Here is a 16,369-nt window from a genome sequence, read left to right as displayed (position 1 = left end):
GACACATGTCTACTCTTGAGATCAAGGACCTGCACGTCAGCATCGACACCGAGCAGGGCACCAAGGAGATCCTGAAGGGCGTCAGCCTGACCATCCGCACCGGTGAGACCCACGCCATCATGGGCCCCAACGGCTCCGGCAAGTCCACCCTGGCGTCCACCATCGCCGGCCACCCGCGCTACAACGTCACCGGCGGCACCATCACCCTGGACGGCGAAGACGTGCTGGCCATGAGCGTTGACGAGCGCGCCCGCGCCGGCGTCTTTCTCGCCATGCAGTACCCGGTTGAGGTCCCGGGCGTCACCATGACCAACTTCCTGCGGACCGCCAAGACCGCCATCGACGGCGAAGCCCCGGCCCTGCGCACGTGGACCAAGGACGTCAAGGCCGCCATGCAGCAGCTGCGCATCGACGCCGACTTCGCCCAGCGCAACGTCAACGAAGGCTTCTCCGGCGGTGAGAAGAAGCGCGTGGAGATCCTGCAGCTGGAACTCTTCAAGCCGAAGTTCGCCGTCCTCGACGAGACCGACTCCGGCCTCGACGTCGACGCCCTCAAGGTGGTCTCCGAGGGCGTCAACCGTGCGCACGCCACGGGCAACATGGGTACGCTGCTCATCACGCACTACACCCGCATCCTGCGCTACATCAAGCCTGACTTCGTTCACGTGTTCGTGAACGGCCAGGTTGTGGAAGAGGGCGGCCCGGAACTGGCCGACCGCCTCGAAGAAGAAGGCTACGACCGCTACGCCGGTGCCGCCGGAACCGCCACGGCTGCCGCTGCGGTCCAGGCCTAGTTAGGACTGACCGACCATGACCGAAATCGACGCAGCCCGCACGGCGCTGGAGGATGTCGAAGAGGCGCTCAAGGACGTCATTGACCCTGAGCTTGGGGTCAACGTGGTGGACCTGGGCCTGCTGTACGGCCTCCGGTACTCGGACGACGACGGCGCCCTGCTCATCGACATGACGCTCACCACCGCGGCCTGTCCGCTGACCGACGTGCTCGAGGAGCAGGTCGGCAAGGCGCTTGACGGCGTGGTGGACGAGTGGCGCCTGAACTGGGTATGGATGCCGCCATGGGGTCCGGAGCGGATCACCGACGACGGCAAGGACCAGATGCGGGCCCTCGGCTTCAACATCTGATTCCCAAAAAGATCCAAAAGTACGACGACGGCCGGTCACCTTCCCAGCGAAGGTGACCGGCCGTCGTCGTCCCCACCCACCGACCCGTCGATTGCTCCGTAGGTGCCCTTATGGCGCCCCAAAAGGGCGTCTTCGGAGCAATCGATGGGGATTTAGAGCGTTGCGGCGCCGAACGTGTCGCACTGGTTGATGTCGCCGGTCTTGTAGCCCTGGTAGAACCACTTCTGCCGCTGCGCGCTGGATCCGTGAGTCCAGCCTTCAGGGTTGACGCGTCCCGTGGCGGCCTTCTGGATCCGGTCGTCGCCGACGGCGGAGGCTGCCGAGAGCGCGTCGTTCAGGTCCTTCTGCTTGAGCGGCTCAAGGAAGGGTTTGCCGGTTTTCGGGTCCTTCTGCGTGGTGGCGTACCGGGTCCAGAGCCCTGCGTAACAGTCGGCCTGCAGTTCCACCCGGACGGCGCCGGACTCAGCACCCTGCGGATCCTGCTGGGCCTTGTCCAGGTCGCCGAGGATGTTCTGGATGTGGTGGCCGAACTCGTGCGCCACCACATATTCCTGGGCCAGAGGGCCTCCGGAAGAACCGAACCGGGTGACCAAGTCCTGGAAGAAGCCGGGATCGAAGTAGGCCGTGGTGTCCGGCGGGCAGTAGAACGGGCCCACCTCGGATGTGGCCGTGCCGCAGCCGGTGCGGGTGGCGCCTTCGAACAGCACAGCCTTCGGCCGCGGGTACTTCACGTTGTAGTCGGCGAGGTACGCGGGCCAGAACGCGTTCAGGCTGTTCACCGTCCCGGCGATCCGGCAGTCGAGGTCCTTGTCGGCATCGGCGCCCAGCTTGCACTGGGTGAGGGGTGTTCCCGTGCTCTGGGCCGGCTGTTCCTGCCCGGAACCCAGGAGCGGGCCAAGCAGCTGCGGGTTGATGCCGAACAGTGCCGCAAGGAGCAGGATGACGCCGCCCCCGATGCCTCCGCCGATCTTTGTGCCGCGGCCGATTCCGCCGCCGCGCCGGTCTTCCACCTGGGATGGGTCCAGCTCGACCCCGTCGTTGAAGCTCATGTTGTCACAATAGTCTTCACCACAGGGCCGTGGCGGGTTCGGCCCGGTAAAGTTGATCCGATGCCTTTTCTCAACAACCTCCAGCGTTGGGCCGATGAACGCCCCGACGACACCGCCGTCGTCGTGGCCGGAAAACGGCTCAGCTGGGCCGAGCTGCGCGACGCTGCGCAGGCTGCCGCGGCGTGCAGTACGGCTGCGATCACGGTCCTGGCCCAGCCCAATTCCACCGGGTTTGCGGTGGATTTCGCCGCGGCCGTGGCCGGTGACCGTGAGTGCGCGGTCCTGGACCCCACCTGGCCGGACCAGCTGCGGGACGAGATAGTCCAGCGCCTGGGCAGCGGCGTTGACCCGGTTCCGGGGGCTGCCGGCGGTGAACTGGCAGACGGCGACCCGGCGTCCTCGTTCCTGGTCGGCCTGACTTCCGGCACCACCTCCGTGCCCAAGGCGTTCACCCGCTCGCGCCGCTCGTGGCAGCAGTCCTTCGATGCGTCCATGGAGTTCTTCGGGCTCAGCCAGGGCGACAAAACGCTCGCGCCCGGGCCGCTGGCCGCGAGCCTCAACCTCTACGCGCTGGCCGAATGCCTCTACGCCGGCTCCGAGTTCCACACGCTTGAATCGTTCGACGTCGGGGACGTCCATGCCGCCATCGCCCACGACGGCATCACCCGCCTGGTGCTGGTTCCCACCATGCTGCGGCTGCTCAGCGAACGTGGCCTGCTGGGCTGCGTGGACGCGTCGGGCGTCCGGACCATCATCTGTGCGGGCTCAAAGCTGGATGCGCGCACGCTGGAAGCCGCCCGCCGCTGGGCTCCGCATGCCACTATTTTCGAGTACTACGGCGCCTCGGAGCTGAGCTTCGTCTCCGGCGCCGGGCTGGCGGCGGGGGAGCCGTTCGCGGCAGGAAGCACCGCGATCGGCCGGCCGTTCCCGGGCGTCGAGGTACGGATCCTGGACGACTCCGGCACGGAACTCCCTGAAGGGGCGGCCGGCAACATCAGCGTCCACAGCGGGATGGTCAGCAACGGCTACCTTTGGGGCGACGACGGCCAGGCACTTCGCTGCTTCGACGGCTGGTTCACGGTGGGGGACCAGGGCTACCTGCTGGATGGTGTGCTGCACATCCTCGGCCGCCGCGCCGACATGATCATCACAGCAGGCAAGAACGTCTACCCCCATGAGGTGGAACTGGCGCTCTCGTCGGTGCCCGGAGTCGCCTCGGCCATTGCCGCCGGCATGGAGGATGACCTCCGCGGACAGCGCGTGGTGGCAGGCATCGTTCCCTCGCACGGCGGGGTCACCGCGACGCAGCTCAAGACAGGTCTTGAGGACGTTCTGGCCAAGGACAAGCGGCCGCTGCAGTACTTTGCCCTCGACGAGCTTCCGGTGACAGACCGTGGAAAGGTGAGCCGCCGGCTGCTGCTCGACTGGATCGCGGCCCGTGACAGCCGGGTCCGGCACCTTGCCTAGCGGGGCTTCCGGGCCGGTGCCGGGCCGTCCGGCGTTCCAGCTCCCCGACGACCGGCAACCGGTGATCATCGCCGCTCTGCGCACGCCCGTCTGCCGGGCGAACGGTGCGCTGAAACACCTGCGCTCCCACGAACTCCTGGCACCGGTTCTGGCGGTCCTGCTTGCGGAAACGGGAGCGGGTGCGGAGGGCGTGGCGGACGTCGTCATCGGCAACGCCGTGGGTGCCGGTGGCAACGTCGCGCGGCTGGCCGCCCTCCAGGCCGGCCTGCCGGTCACCGTCCCGGGCCTCACCGTCGACCGGCAGTGCGGCTCCGGCCTGGACGCCATCGTCCTCGCGTCCCGGCTCGTCGCGGCCGGGGGCGGCACGTACCTTGCGGGCGGCGTTGAGAGCATCAGCACCGCGCCGCTGCGCGCGCACCGGAACGACGACGACGAACCCGCCTTTTTCAGCCGCGCCCAGTTTGCGCCGCACAACCACGGCGACCCGGACATGGGAGTCGCGGCCGAGAACGTGGCCCGGGAGTACGGCATCAGCCGTGCACGGCAGGACGAGTTTGCGCTGCGCAGCCACCGCAGGGCGGTGGCCGCGCAGGCCAGCGGGACGTTTGACCGGGAGACGGTGGCGCTGCCCGCCGCTTCCGGAGCTGCTGCTCCGGCACCCGACACTGTCCCGGCGACGGTTGCGGCCGACGACGGGCCCCGGCCCAAACTCAGCGAGGCCCTGATGGCGCGGTTCCCCGCGGCGTTCGTGGAGTCCGGGACTGTCACCGCCGGAAACTCGTGCTTCGACGCCGACGGTGCAGCCGCCGTCGTGATCACGTCCCTTGCCAGGGCCCGGGAACTGGGCGCTGCCGACGGGCTGGCCGTACTCGGCACGGACACGGCCGGGGTGGAGCCGCAGCTGCTCGGCATCGGTGCAGCAGCCGCCGCGTCGCGGCTGCTGGCCGCGCAGTCGGTGGACGCGGCGGATGTGGACCTCGTGGAGTTCAATGAGGCTTTCGCCTCGCAGACCCTGGCGTGCCTGGATTATCTGGGGATCGATCCGCTGCGGGCCAACGCCGACGGCGGGGCGCTGGCTTTAGGCCATGCCTACGGTGCGTCCGGCGCCGTGTTGGTGACCCGCCTGTTGGCGCAGGCCCGGCGGGATCCGGCCGCGGCACCTGATGGAAAACTGGCTTTGGCGATGATCAGCATCGCCGGTGGCATGGGGACTGCCGCGCTGTTCCGCCACATCCGGCTGTAGATCCGGTTAACTTACCGGGCCTCGAGGACTTCCTTCAGCTTGTGCAGCTGGGCGACCTCGGACTCCATGGTCTTGGTCACGAGGGAGTCCAGGACCCGCATAAGGATCGGCAGCTTGAGGTCTAGGCTGAAATGGACTCTGGTGCCGTCGCCGCTCTCCGTCAGTGCGTAGCTGCCGACCGGGCGCGCCGGACCAGCAACCACCTGAAAGCCCAGGAGCCGGCCGGGCTGGGCATCGGTGACCCTGTAGTCGCCCTGCAGGGGGCGCCCCTTCGGCCCGGTCAGCGTCTGGCTGTAGACCGCACCCGTTTCACCCGCCACGCCCTCCTTGAGCGCAATGCTTTGCACGCCGGAACGCCACTTTGGATTGTTCAGCCCGTCAGCCAGGAACGCGTAGACCTCTGATGCGGGCCGGTTGATGGTGACTTCGTTTTCGGCGTGGGCCATGTGGTTCCTCTGGGGCAGTGCGGGCGGTCGGGCGGAAAGATCGGCAGGCTTCAGCGTAGTGGCTCCAACTCCGACGCTCTATCAGCTCCTGCAGGTTTTCCCCCAACGCCCTTTCAGCTCCTGCCGGTCTTCCCCCAACGCCCTATCAGCTCTCGCCGTTCAACGTGATGGCGATGGTGCTCCGGGTTAGAACAGAACCGCGATAACCACCGCAAGCACTGCAAGAACCCCGACGGCGACCGCGGGCATGTTCCAGGTTGACGTGACTCCATCCTGGCTGAGGGAGATTCCGGCATGGCGCGCGTTCTGCCAAGCGGCAACGATGGCGTCACGCCCGGTTAGCGCCACCGGCTGGCTGATCCGCTCGTTGCTCGGGAGGACCGTATACGGGCGGCTCTTCAAATCGCTCAGATGCTGGAACCCGGACCCGGCTGCGGACGGAGGCGTGGGCGAACCCCAACTGACATATTTCCTCCCGCCGGCACAGATGACCGTGGTGTAGCGAACTTCGATGTCCTCTATCGCCCCATACGGTATCCGGTGATCGCGCAAACCGTTGATCACTTCGAAGCCGTCTCCGACAATGAGCAGGCACGGCCGCCACTGGGCGACGTAGGCGAACCAGGCCACAAGGACCAGCCAGGGCGCTGCGTCAGCTGCAGTTTTGGTGGCTCCGGCAACCAGCAGCCATGCGAGTGTGCCGGCGGCGAACAGCCACAGGGCCGCAGCCAGTGGGCGGGCGGATGGGCTGCGGTGGGTGACGGCCGCCCATTCCTGCCTGGTCCAGGGATCACGGCCGTTAGAAGGACCCGGACGTACCGCAGAGGCTTCCTCTAACGCCACGACGGCCCCGAACCTTCGCCGTCAGTCCGTCCCTTGGCCACCCGCAGAACCCAGCGGGCGATAAAAACCACCGCAACGACGACCACCGCCATCATCACCAAGGCCAAAAACACGACGACGTGCCAACCCTCGAGCCTCATCGGTTCCCCCATTCCCCAATCCGACGCTTGCACTGACCCTACCCCTGCCGAGGTCCATCTCGTAGCACTCCGGCCGTCCAGGACGATCTTGCTTCCCTGCCGGCCAACACCACCCGGGCCCTGATCGAGGACATTGCGGGGAGCCGCGACGAGGTCGAGTGGATCACCGAGGGCGTGGGCCGGATCTTCCCGGAAGCGTGGGCGGAGTTCTCAAACCATGCCAAATGCCGGCCCGGGGAACGCCCGGCGGACGCGTACGCCCGGCGCCTCGCGGGCGAGGACCGGGACGATGCCGAGGCGGCTGCCCTGGCATGGGTCCGGTGGGAATCGACGCACGTCTCGCTGGATCCGCTGTAGCAGCCCGGGCCGATGTTCGACGACGAACGCAGGCGCATGACCTTGGCCATCCTCGTCACCCACTACTGGTCCCAGGACGCATTCCTTGGCATCGGGCAAGTCATCATGGACAGGATCCACGAGCTCAATGGAATTCCCGGCTATCTGATTCATGGCCGGAGAGACGTCAGTGGGCCCGTGATCACGCCCTGGACCCTTCACCAGCGCTGGGAGGGCAGCCGGCTCATCGTCCTCGAGAACGAGGGGCACGGCGGCCCGGAATCGCTGACCGCGCTTATCGGCGCCGTCGAAGAAATCGCGGCTGGTCCGCCCTGAGCTGACAGACGGGGGGATAAAAGCGGGGCATAACGGAACCGCGAATCGTGCTTTAGGCTTACTCCACATCTCGCGTCCGCCGTCGCGGGTTGAGCATGGAGCTGAACGAAGAGAGGCAGAGCCAATGCAGCCAGACCTCGGCCAGCGCGCCGCGGATGAGCATGCCGACGTCGCCCGGGCCCTGCTGGCCGCCGCCGAGCAAGCACTCTCAGGCGCCGATGTTGACGCCGAGCTCCAGATCAGGCTGGCCCAGGCGCATGCCACCCTTGCCCTCGCACTCGAAACGCGCGCCGCCGCGTACGACACGCGGACTGCCGCCTACGTCGCGTATCTGGCGACGCTCAAATCGGAAGCCCGCGCGGAGAAGAACCAGCACGCCGCCGTCGTCACGAAGCTTGTCCGCGACCGCCTCGGCTTCGAAGCCGAATAGGCGGCGGGCAAAGCGCCAAACACCAGACGCCCGACGGCCCGTCAGCTCCACCTCTCCCAATAGTCGTCTGCGGCCTGCAGGAACCGGCGCCGCCGGAATTGCTCTCCAAGGAGAGGGTAGCTGTCGGCCCTTCCCAGCGGCCCTGAGGCATCACCCACTGGCGAATAGCTGATCGCGACCAGCACGGCCAATGCCGGCAGGGATCCAAGATTGACGGTGGCAAGCGCCAGGCCGTACTTCCGCCCCGGCGCCTGCCGCCGCCGCGTCCGGAGACGAAAGCCGCCGAGATACGTGCCCAGGGTGTTGCCGCGGGAATAGAGCGCCCAGTTCAGTGCCCAAAAAACCAGCACAAGAGCGATCACGGCCGGGACCACGTGTCCGGGCACTAGGAAGTAGGTGGCGGCTGCCGGCCCCCAGACAAGAGCAGAATCGGTAAGGAGTGCGAAAAGCAGCGAAGGCCAATTGACTATTAAGGCCTCCGGATCTTCCATCCGCTGATTGTTGCACGGGGGGCCGGCAGGCTTCCGGGCCTTGCCGTTTGTTACTCGTCGATGCCCGTGCTGAGGCTGAGGTCGCGCCACTGGTCCAGTTCCGCGCGCTGCGCGTCCGCGACGGCGGCGAACGCACCGTAGGCGTCCTGGCCGAGAACCAGCAGCGACGGCGGGTTGGGGCTTTCGACGACGGCGATGATCGCCTCCGCTGCCTTGACCGGGTCGCCCGGCTGGGTGCCGTGGACGGTGTCGTGCTCCTTGCGGCGCATGCCTGCCGTCTCCGCGTAGTCCGGAATCGCCGTCGCCGACTGGGTGAGTGAACGGCCGGCGAAGTCGGTGCGGAACGCGCCGGGTTCGATGGCCGTGACACTGATGCCGAGCGGCTGGAGCTCCTTGTGCAGCGAACCCGAAAGGCCCTCCAGGGCCGCCTTGGTGGCGGAGTAGTAGCCGGAGCCGGCGGGCGAGATGCGCGCGCCGATGGAGGAGATGTTCAGGATGGCACCGGCGCGCTTTGCACGCATGTCCGGCAGGACTGCCTTGATCATATCGACGGCGCCGAAAAGGTTCGTGTCGAACAGCTGGCGGATGTCGGCGTCGTCCGCTTCTTCCACGGCGGCACGGTAGCCGTAGCCGGCGTTGTTGACGAGGACGTCGATGCCGCCGTACCGGGCCTGCGCCTGCCGCACCGCCGAGCCGATCTGTTCCTTGTCCGTGACGTCGAGGGGGAGTGCCAGTGCAGTGTCAGGGTAATCGGCCGCAATGTCCTTCACTGCGTTCACGTTCCGCGCGGTGACCACCGCGTTGTGGCCGTGGGCGAGCACGGCCTGGGCGAGGGCGCGGCCAAGTCCCGTGGAGCAGCCTGTGATGATCCATGTGGTCATTTCGATTTACCTTCCGTCGGTCATTCGGGACTAGCGATTCACATGTCCAGAAAACCGTACTCCGGGCGGCCATGGCAGTGGCTGCTGATACAGGTAACGCCAATGCCTTCCAAGGAGGCCGGGGCGGGAGGATCACCTAAAGCAAACCGTCAGGACACGCCAAGCGCGGTCAAGACGATCAGCACGCAGTTCAGGCCGACGATAAGCGTGGCACTCGTCCAGCCAGCGATCTTCAGCGGCGGCGAATCAGTGTGGATCCCCATGACCTCGCGCTTCCCGGTAAGCCGGATCAGCGGAATCAGCGCAAACGGGATGCCGAAGCTCAGGAGCACCTGGCTCAGCACCAGCGCCAGTGTCGGCTCGATGCCGGCCCCGAGGATCACCAGCGCGGGAATCAGGGTGATCACCCGGCGGGTCAGCAGCGGAATACGGACCTTCAGCAGCCCGCCCATGATGGTGGCACCGGCGTAGCAGCCGACGGAGGTGGAGGCCAGGCCGGAGGCGAGAAGTCCGATGGCGAACACGACGCCGATCGCCGGGCCCAGTGCCGACGTCACGGCCGCGTGCGCGCCGGCAATGGTGTCCGTACCTTCCACGCCGCGCAGGCTCGAGGCCGCCAGCAGCAGCATGGCGATATTAACGACGCCGGCCAGCAGCAGGGCGCCCACCACGTCAAAGCGGGTGGCCCGGATCAGGCGCGTCCTCACCACAGGGTTTTCGGAGAAGCCGTGCCGGTCCCGGGCGAGTGCAGAGTGCAGGTAAATGGCGTGCGGCATCACCGTGGCGCCGAGCATGCTCGCCGCAAGCAGGATGGTGTCGGTCCCCTCGAAGCGCGGCACCAGGCCGGTCAGGGCGTTGCCGGCGTCCGGCGGGTTGACGAACAGGCCGGACACAAACCCGACGGCGATCACGCCCAGGAGCGTCAGAATGGCCAATTCGAATGACTTCTGGCTCCGGTTGGACTGCAGTGAGAGCAGTGCCATCGACGCGAGGCCGATGATGACGCCGCCGGCCAGCAGCGGAAGTCCGAACAGCAGGTTCAGTGCGACGGCACCGCCGATCACCTCGGCCATGTCGGTGGCTCCGGCCACGATTTCCGCCTGCGCCCAGTACGCCCGACGGCGGCGGGTACCCAAGCGCTTTCCCAGGATTTCAGGAAGGCTCATGCCGGTGGCCAGGCCCAGCTTGGCGGACTGGTACTGCACCAGCACGGCCATGGCATTGGCCGCCACGAGCACCCAGACCAGCAGGTAGCCGTAGCTCGCCCCGGCCGTCAGGTTCGCTGCGACGTTGCCCGGGTCGACATAGGCGATGGCCGCCACGAACGCCGGACCCAGCAGCAGCAGGCGCGACCACACCCGTGCCGGTGCGGTGCGTTCTGAAAGGGTCGAAACAGCCATCATCCATCCTCGTCTTTGGGGTACCGATAAGACGAGGATAGTCGAGATTTAGGTATACCGAAAAGTAGGGATTAGGCGGGCAGGTGGATGCTGGATCTGGCCGGTGGGCACCTTCCTTCGTCGTTAAGAGGAGAGTGCCCCGCACACCTCGTGAGAGGCGGTGCGGGGCCTTCCTAGCGGCAGTCCCACGAATGTGTGTGGCAACTGGGGACAAGGTTCCAGAGCAATCCTTCGGACAGGCTTGTTAACAGCTGGGAATTACCTGAGAATCACGCAGCTGGTCAGGCTAGGCAGCGCCACTTGCGGAAAGCCCCGGCGGGGCCGGCTGTCTGGAGCGGGCGCACCCCCTGATCTGGGGGAGGTCGGCGCCGCTGCCGCGCCAAAACAGCCTAGAAAGCATTGGGCGCAGGCCTGGCCGCCAGTGCAAACGGCGCCGTTACCGGCAAAAACGGCCCAAGGTTTCCGCAAGGCATCCTCCGCAATCTTGCACCGTCCAATGCAACGTTCAATCAGAGCGTGCAATCAACAAAATAGGCAGGTGCGTCATGAAAGTGTTCCACCCAATAAAAGCCATCGGAGGTGATCGGACGGTGTCCCGTGGAGCGCCACGGCGCCCGAAGCACGCGCTGGGGAGCCGGCGGCGCCTGTTCGGCGCCCCTAACCGCGTCGTTGCGGCCGGCGTGGTCATGTCCCTCGTGGCGGCCATCGGCCAGTCAGCAACCATCGCGGCCCACGCGGTGACCGCCCCGGTGGGTGAGGGCTTTACCGTCACGGCCTCGGACCTCGCGTTCATCCTCAAGCAGATCAAGATCGCTGAAGCCCATGTGGCCAACACGACGTCGGCCACCGGCCCCTGCGGCGCCCTCATCGGTACGGGCCCCAACCAGATCCCGGACGCGCTGACCTCGTACGGTCTCCGCACCGTCGACGGATCGTGCAACAACCTCCTGGCCGGGCGTGAAACCTACGGCGCCGCTGATCAGAAGTTCCCCCGCTACACCACGCCGGTCTTCAATGACGCAGACCCCGTCCCCGCCGGTTTCGGTCCCGCCGGCCCCACCTCTTACAAGCAGAAGAGCGGGAACGTTTTCGACAGCAAGCCGCGAGACATCAGTAACCTGATCGTGGACCAGACCTCCACCAACCCTGCAGCCGTGGCTGCCGCCGGATTCCCGGTCCGTACCCAGGGCAACGTGGGCGTCCACCCGTGCATCACCGACCCGGATCCGCTGGCCACCCCGCCGGTGGCGGGTGATCCCGCCGGCTGCGTGCCCTCGCACAACACACTCTTCATTCCGAACGTCACCACCGACGTCGGCCTCTCGCCACCCTACAACTCGATGTTCACGCTGTTCGGACAGTTCTTCGACCACGGCGTGGACCAGACCGTCAAGAGCGGCGGCAACGTGTTCGTGCCGCTCCGGGACGATGACCCGCTGGTCGCAGGCAAGGACCACATCTTCGGCAACGCCGACGACCTGCCCGCCAACCAGCGCTTCATGGTGCTGACACGTGCGCAGAACCTCCCCGGCCCTGACGGCATCATGGGAACTGCAGACGATGAGCAGAATGCGTCCAACACGGACTCTCCGTACGTGGACCAGTCCCAGACCTACACGTCGCACCCGTCCCACCAGGTCTTCCTGCGCCAGTACGTGAACGACCCCGACGGCAAGCCGGTTTCCACGGGCAAGCTGCTCGGCGGTGCCGCAGGCACCAATGCTGCGAACGGCATGGCCACCTGGGCAACCGTCAAGGAACAGGCCAAGACGCTGCTCGGCATCCAGCTGCTGGACAAGGACGTCCTGAACGTGCCGCAACTCGCCGTCGACCCCTACGGCAAGTTCATCCCCGGTCCGGCCCGCGGCCTCCCGCAGTTCGTGACCGCTGACGGCCTGGTCGAGGCGAACCGCGCCGACAACGGCGGCCTTGGCACCCTGGTGCCGGCGAACGTCCGATACTTCGATACCCCGTTCCTCACCGACATCGCGCACAACGCCGACCCGTCCCCCCAGGACACGGACCACAACCCGTCAACCCCGCCGGTTACGCCGTCCCCCGACGCCGACACTGTCGCCTCGGCTGACTTCGCCAGCCAGCCCCCGGGCACCTACGACGACGAAATGCTGAACGCGCACTTCATCGCCGGCGACGGACGCGTCAACGAGAACATCGGCCTCACCACCATCCACCAGATCTTCCACTCCGAACACGACCGGCTCGTGGACGATTTCAAGAACACCCTGACCAACGACACCTCGGTCACCGGCGTCGCGGCACTGGCCGAATGGAAGCTGGCAGGCGGCGCAGACGGATGGAACGGCGAGCGCCTTTTCCAGGCCGCCCGCTTCGTCACGGAGATGGAATACCAGCACCTGGTCTTCGAGGAGTTCGCCCGCAAGGTCCAGCCCGCGATCCAGCCGTTCCACGTGTACCACACGGACATCAACGCCGCGATCCACGCCGAGTTCGCTCACGCCGTGTACCGGTTCGGCCACTCGATGCTGACCGAGACCATCGCCCGCACCAACCCGGACGGGACGGACAACTCCATCCCGCTGCTGAACGGCTTCCTTAACCCGCCGTCGTATACCGACGACGGCCACGGGAACCAGCTCACCTCGGAGCAGGCCGCGGGCGCCGTCGTCATGGGCATGAGCGACCAGACGGGCAACGAGCTCGACGAGTTCGTCACCGACACGCTCCGCAACAACCTGCTGGGCCTGCCGCTTGACCTCGCGACGATCAACATGACCCGTGCCCGTGAAGCCGGTGTCCCGCCTCTGAACGAGGTGCGCCGCCAGCTCCACGACTCCACCGGTGACGGGCAGCTTACCCCGTACACCAGCTGGGCCGACTACGGCCAGAACATCAAGCACCCCGAGTCGCTGATCAACTTCGTGGCCGCCTACGGCACGTACCCGAGCATCGTGAACGCCACCACCCTGGCGGACAAGCGCGCAGCCGCCAAGGCCATGGTGGATCCGGGCCCCGGGGCCACGCCTCCCACGGCGGACATGATCGACTTCATGAACAGCTCCGGAGCATGGGCGAACCAGGAGACCGGCCTGAACAAGGTTGACCTCTGGGTCGGCGGCCTCGCCGAGAAGACCAACCTCTTCGGCGGCCTCCTCGGCAGCACGTTCAACTACGTCTTCGAGAACCAGCTGACGGACCTCCAGAACGGCGACCGGCTGTACTACCTGGCCCGCACGCCCGGCATGAACCTGCGCACCCAGCTCGAAGGCAACAGCTTCGCCGAGATGATCATGCGCAACACCGACGGTGTGAACACGCTGAAGGCCGATGTGTTTGCGACGGCTGACTGCAAGTTCCAGCTGGGCAACCTCGCCGGCACGCCGGCAGGGTTCACGGCCTCAGGTCCGACAGTGGCCAACGACACCACGACCGACTGCGACGAGAGCGCGCTGCTCCTGCGGAAGCCTGACGGCACCATCCAGTACCAGGAGAAGAACACCGTCGATCCGTCCGGCATCAACGGCCAGTCCGTGTACAACGGCACCGACGGTGTGGACCGGATCACCGGCGGCAACGACAATGACACCTTCTGGGGCAACGCCGGAAACGACGTCATCGAAGGCAACGGCGGCGACGACGTGGCGCTTGGCGGCGAAGGCAACGACAGGATCACTGACCTGTCCGGTGCCGACGTGCTCAAGGGCGGTCCCGGCAACGACTACACCAATGCCGGCATCGGCGACGACATCATGATGGGCGGCGACGGCCAGGACTTCATGAACGGCGGCGCCAACGACAACGAGACGTTCGCAGGTCCCGGCAACGACTTCGTCCGGGCCGGCGACGGTGCTGACGCGGTGTTCGGCGACGGCGGCGACGACTGGATCGAGGGCGGCTCAGGGCAGGATCTGCTCCAGGGCGACCACGGCGCTCCGTTCTTCGATGACCCGGCGCAGACCAAACCGGGCAACGACATCATGGTTGGCCAGGTCGGTGAGAACGACTACGACGCTGAAGGCGGCGACGATCTCATGGCCGCCAACGCGGCGATCGACCGGTTCGCCGGTGCGGCCGGGTTCGACTGGGCCATCCACCAGTACGACACGGTGGGCGCCAACGATGACATGAAGATCAACCAGAACCTGGGCGGCCTCCCGCTGCAGATCGTGGTCAACCGCGACCGGTGGCAGGAGACGGAAGCCAACTCCGGGTCCGCGTTCGACGACGTGATCAAGGGTGACGACCGGGCGCCCAGCACCGTGGGCGGCGCCGGCTTCAGCGGCTGCGACGTCCTCGACCAGGCAGGCATCGACAGGATCGCCGGCCTGGGGGATATCCTCCCCGTGCCCAGCACGCCGCTGGAACCGATCGCGGCGGCTTCGGCAATGGGCGCCTGCCCCCTCACCGGACCGGTCTGGGGCGACGGCAACATCCTGCTCGGCGGCCTCGGCAGCGACCGGCTGGAAGGCCGCGGCGCCAACGATGTCCTCGACGGCGACCGCTACGTGCAGGTCCGGATCAGCGTCCGAACCAACCCGAGCGACCCGGCCACCGAAATCGGCAGCACGGACCTCATGGAGCACACCTACCAGGCGGGCAACCCCCACACCCTGGAGGCCGACGTCGCCGCCGGCGTCATTGACCCCGGCAACCTGGTGGCAGTCCGTGAAGTCATCACGCCGACGGCGGCCCAGACCGCTGGCAACATGGACACCGCAGTGTTCTCCGGACCGGAGGCCAACTACACCGTCACCACCACCGGCGGCGACGGCACCCTCGGCTCACCCGGTTCGACGACGACGGTCACCGACAATGTCGGCGCCGACGGCACCGACACGCTGCGGAACATCGAGCAGCTCGCCTTCGCCGACACGGTGGTCACCAACGCTCCGGTCATCGGCGTCGCAACCGCCGGCAACGCCCGGGCCACGGTTACCTGGACCGCGCCGACCGTCGGCGTCGCCAGCAGCTTCAACGTGAAGACGCTCGATGTGACGACGAACCCGGCCGGTGTCCAGGTGGGCGGCCTGCTCACGGCGCCGGGTACGGACACCAGCCTCGTGGTGCCGGGCCTGACCAACGGCAACAAGTACGTGTTCCAGGTTTCGGCAACGAACGCCCAGGGCACCAGCCCGTTCTCGGCAGCGTCCAACGTGGTGATTCCGGCAGCAACCGTGGAACCCGTCGAACCGCCCGCAGCCACAGCGCCCGGTGCTCCCACCGGCGTGACCGCGGTAGCGGGTAATGCGGCAGCGACGCTGGCCTGGACCGTTCCGGCCTCCGACGGCGGTGCACCGATCTCCGGTTACGAGGTCCGCACGTTCGTCGGTTCCGCAACCACCCCGGCACGGACACTGACCGTCGGCACCGGAACGGGCGCCGTCGTGGACGGGCTGATCAACGCCACCGGCTACACCTTCGACGTGGCTGCGATCAACTCGGCCGGCACCGGGGCCAGGTCGGCCCGGACAGCAGTTGCGACGCCGCGCACGGAGTTTGTTGCCCCTACCATCACGGCACGGACCCCGGCAGCCGGAGCGAAGTCGGTCAGCCAGTCCAACAACCTGGCTGTCACCTTCAGCGAGCCGGTGGCCAACGTCACCAGCAGTACTGTGGTCCTGCGGCTCGGAACCACCGTCGTCCCGGCCACGGTCACGTACAACAACGCGACCCGGACGGCGACGGTGAACCCGAACGCGAACCTGCTGGCTGACCGGACCTACACCCTGGCGGTCTCCTCCGTCCGGGACACGGCCGGAAACTCCATGGCGTTCACGTCGTGGCAGTTCACCACAGGGCCCGCCCCCACACTGGTCTCGGTAAGCCCCGGGATCTCGGCACGGGGAGTGTCCCGGACGGCCAACGTGACGGCCCGCTTCAGCGAACCGATCACCGGCGCCAGCACGGGAACGGTGGTGCTGCGGCTCGGCACAACGGTGATCCCGGCCGTGGTGAGCTACAACAACGCCACCCGGGCAGTGACGCTGAACCCGTCGGCCACTCTGGCGGCGAACCGGACCTACACCGTGTCGATCTCGTCCTCGAAACACGACCTGGCCGGCAACCCGTTCGTCAACCGGAGCTGGACCTTCACCACCGGAACGCGGTGAACATTTAGTTAGTCCGCAGTAACCAAGGGTGCGGGGACCGTCTGTTGCAGACGGTCCCCGTTCCGTTGTGTGTGC

General features: G+C 66.9%; 15 protein-coding genes. 8 read left to right on the top strand and 7 right to left on the bottom strand.

The annotated features are described in order from the left end of the window. The first annotated feature begins 5 nt into the window (after nt 1-5). Complete coding sequence (gene sufC, locus R5O87_RS02500; protein WP_387103381.1) at nt 6-794, top strand: Fe-S cluster assembly ATPase SufC; 789 nt, start codon at nt 6-8, stop codon at nt 792-794. A 16-nt stretch (nt 795-810) separates the two neighbouring features. Then, nucleotides 811-1,143 (top strand): metal-sulfur cluster assembly factor, encoded by a 333-nt coding sequence (locus R5O87_RS02495; RefSeq protein WP_377966737.1) that lies wholly within the window; start codon nt 811-813, stop codon nt 1,141-1,143. 152 nt (nt 1,144-1,295) lie between these two features. On the opposite strand, the gene ypfJ is transcribed toward R5O87_RS02495, so the two are convergent. After that, nucleotides 1,296-2,192: a KPN_02809 family neutral zinc metallopeptidase gene (ypfJ, locus tag R5O87_RS02490; RefSeq protein ID WP_410555450.1), complete on the bottom strand. Its 897-nt coding sequence runs from the start codon at nt 2,190-2,192 to the stop codon at nt 1,296-1,298. Between the two features lie 60 nt (nt 2,193-2,252). Here ypfJ and R5O87_RS02485 point away from each other — a divergent pair, with 60 nt between their 5' ends. Beyond that, on the top strand, nt 2,253-3,659 hold the full coding sequence (locus R5O87_RS02485; protein WP_410555449.1) for a class I adenylate-forming enzyme family protein: 1,407 nt from the start codon (nt 2,253-2,255) through the stop codon (nt 3,657-3,659). Further along, on the top strand, nt 3,631-4,902 hold the full coding sequence (locus R5O87_RS02480) for a thiolase family protein (protein ID WP_410555448.1): 1,272 nt from the start codon (nt 3,631-3,633) through the stop codon (nt 4,900-4,902). Before R5O87_RS02485 ends, R5O87_RS02480 begins: the two co-directional genes overlap by 29 nt. Nucleotides 4,903-4,913: 11 nt before the next feature. Here the strand turns inward: R5O87_RS02480 and R5O87_RS02475 are convergent, their stop codons facing one another. The 3 genes from R5O87_RS02475 to R5O87_RS02465 all read right to left on the bottom strand — a co-directional run bounded on the left by R5O87_RS02475 (nt 4,914) and on the right by R5O87_RS02465 (nt 6,331). Beyond that, entirely contained in the window at nt 4,914-5,348 is a 435-nt protein-coding gene (locus tag R5O87_RS02475) for an SRPBCC family protein (RefSeq protein ID WP_410555447.1), read from the bottom strand. 186 nt (nt 5,349-5,534) lie between these two features. Next, nucleotides 5,535-6,191, bottom strand: a complete 657-nt coding sequence (locus R5O87_RS02470; protein WP_410555446.1) for a hypothetical protein — start codon at nt 6,189-6,191, stop codon at nt 5,535-5,537. Beyond that, a complete protein-coding gene (locus R5O87_RS02465; protein WP_410555445.1) occupies nt 6,182-6,331 on the bottom strand; it encodes a hypothetical protein in 150 nt (49 codons plus the stop codon). The genes R5O87_RS02470 and R5O87_RS02465 overlap by 10 nt, the downstream gene beginning before the upstream one ends. Before the next feature lie 174 nt (nt 6,332-6,505). On the opposite strand from R5O87_RS02465, the gene R5O87_RS02460 reads away from it, so the two are divergent. The 3 genes from R5O87_RS02460 to R5O87_RS02450 all read left to right on the top strand — a co-directional run bounded on the left by R5O87_RS02460 (nt 6,506) and on the right by R5O87_RS02450 (nt 7,433). After that, nucleotides 6,506-6,688 (top strand): hypothetical protein, encoded by a 183-nt coding sequence (locus R5O87_RS02460; RefSeq protein ID WP_410555444.1) that lies wholly within the window; start codon nt 6,506-6,508, stop codon nt 6,686-6,688. Nucleotides 6,689-6,700: 12 nt separating this feature from the next. Continuing rightward, entirely contained in the window at nt 6,701-7,003 is a 303-nt protein-coding gene (locus R5O87_RS02455; RefSeq protein WP_410555443.1) for an alpha/beta fold hydrolase, read from the top strand. Between the two features lie 124 nt (nt 7,004-7,127). Next, entirely contained in the window at nt 7,128-7,433 is a 306-nt protein-coding gene (locus R5O87_RS02450) for a hypothetical protein (protein ID WP_410555442.1), read from the top strand. A 41-nt stretch (nt 7,434-7,474) separates the two neighbouring features. Here R5O87_RS02450 and R5O87_RS02445 read toward each other — a convergent pair whose 3' ends face one another. The 3 genes from R5O87_RS02445 to R5O87_RS02435 all read right to left on the bottom strand — a co-directional run bounded on the left by R5O87_RS02445 (nt 7,475) and on the right by R5O87_RS02435 (nt 10,205). Next, entirely contained in the window at nt 7,475-7,924 is a 450-nt protein-coding gene (locus R5O87_RS02445) for a hypothetical protein (RefSeq protein WP_410555441.1), read from the bottom strand. A 50-nt stretch (nt 7,925-7,974) separates the two neighbouring features. Continuing rightward, nucleotides 7,975-8,805: an oxidoreductase gene (locus R5O87_RS02440; protein WP_410555440.1), complete on the bottom strand. Its 831-nt coding sequence runs from the start codon at nt 8,803-8,805 to the stop codon at nt 7,975-7,977. A 149-nt stretch (nt 8,806-8,954) separates the two neighbouring features. Beyond that, nucleotides 8,955-10,205 (bottom strand): Nramp family divalent metal transporter, encoded by a 1,251-nt coding sequence (locus tag R5O87_RS02435; RefSeq protein ID WP_410555439.1) that lies wholly within the window; start codon nt 10,203-10,205, stop codon nt 8,955-8,957. Between the two features lie 590 nt (nt 10,206-10,795). Between R5O87_RS02435 and R5O87_RS02430 the strand changes: the two genes are divergently transcribed. Then, on the top strand, nt 10,796-16,294 hold the full coding sequence (locus R5O87_RS02430; protein ID WP_410555438.1) for a peroxidase family protein: 5,499 nt from the start codon (nt 10,796-10,798) through the stop codon (nt 16,292-16,294). The last annotated feature ends 75 nt before the right edge of the window (nt 16,295-16,369 follow it).

The organism is Arthrobacter globiformis (assembly GCF_046536215.2).
GTDB classification, from domain to species: Bacteria; Actinomycetota; Actinomycetes; order Actinomycetales; family Micrococcaceae; genus Arthrobacter; species Arthrobacter globiformis_E.
Note: the sequence above shows the minus strand (reverse complement) of the source record. Positions and strands in the feature narration are given on the sequence as shown.

Excerpts from the sequence above, each read along its gene's own strand:
- sufC (WP_387103381.1), top strand. The coding sequence starts at position 6 with ATGTCTACTCTTGAGATCAAGGACCTGCACGTCAGCATCGACACCGAG.
- R5O87_RS02495 (WP_377966737.1), top strand. The coding sequence starts at position 811 with ATGACCGAAATCGACGCAGCCCGCACGGCGCTGGAGGATGTCGAAGAG.
- ypfJ (WP_410555450.1), bottom strand. The coding sequence starts at position 2,192 with ATGAGCTTCAACGACGGGGTCGAGCTGGACCCATCCCAGGTGGAAGAC.
- R5O87_RS02485 (WP_410555449.1), top strand. The coding sequence starts at position 2,253 with ATGCCTTTTCTCAACAACCTCCAGCGTTGGGCCGATGAACGCCCCGAC.
- R5O87_RS02475 (WP_410555447.1), bottom strand. The coding sequence starts at position 5,348 with ATGGCCCACGCCGAAAACGAAGTCACCATCAACCGGCCCGCATCAGAG.
- R5O87_RS02465 (WP_410555445.1), bottom strand. The coding sequence starts at position 6,331 with ATGAGGCTCGAGGGTTGGCACGTCGTCGTGTTTTTGGCCTTGGTGATG.
- R5O87_RS02455 (WP_410555443.1), top strand. The coding sequence starts at position 6,701 with ATGTTCGACGACGAACGCAGGCGCATGACCTTGGCCATCCTCGTCACC.
- R5O87_RS02450 (WP_410555442.1), top strand. The coding sequence starts at position 7,128 with ATGCAGCCAGACCTCGGCCAGCGCGCCGCGGATGAGCATGCCGACGTC.
- R5O87_RS02445 (WP_410555441.1), bottom strand. The coding sequence starts at position 7,924 with ATGGAAGATCCGGAGGCCTTAATAGTCAATTGGCCTTCGCTGCTTTTC.
- R5O87_RS02440 (WP_410555440.1), bottom strand. The coding sequence starts at position 8,805 with ATGACCACATGGATCATCACAGGCTGCTCCACGGGACTTGGCCGCGCC.
- R5O87_RS02435 (WP_410555439.1), bottom strand. The coding sequence starts at position 10,205 with ATGGCTGTTTCGACCCTTTCAGAACGCACCGCACCGGCACGGGTGTGG.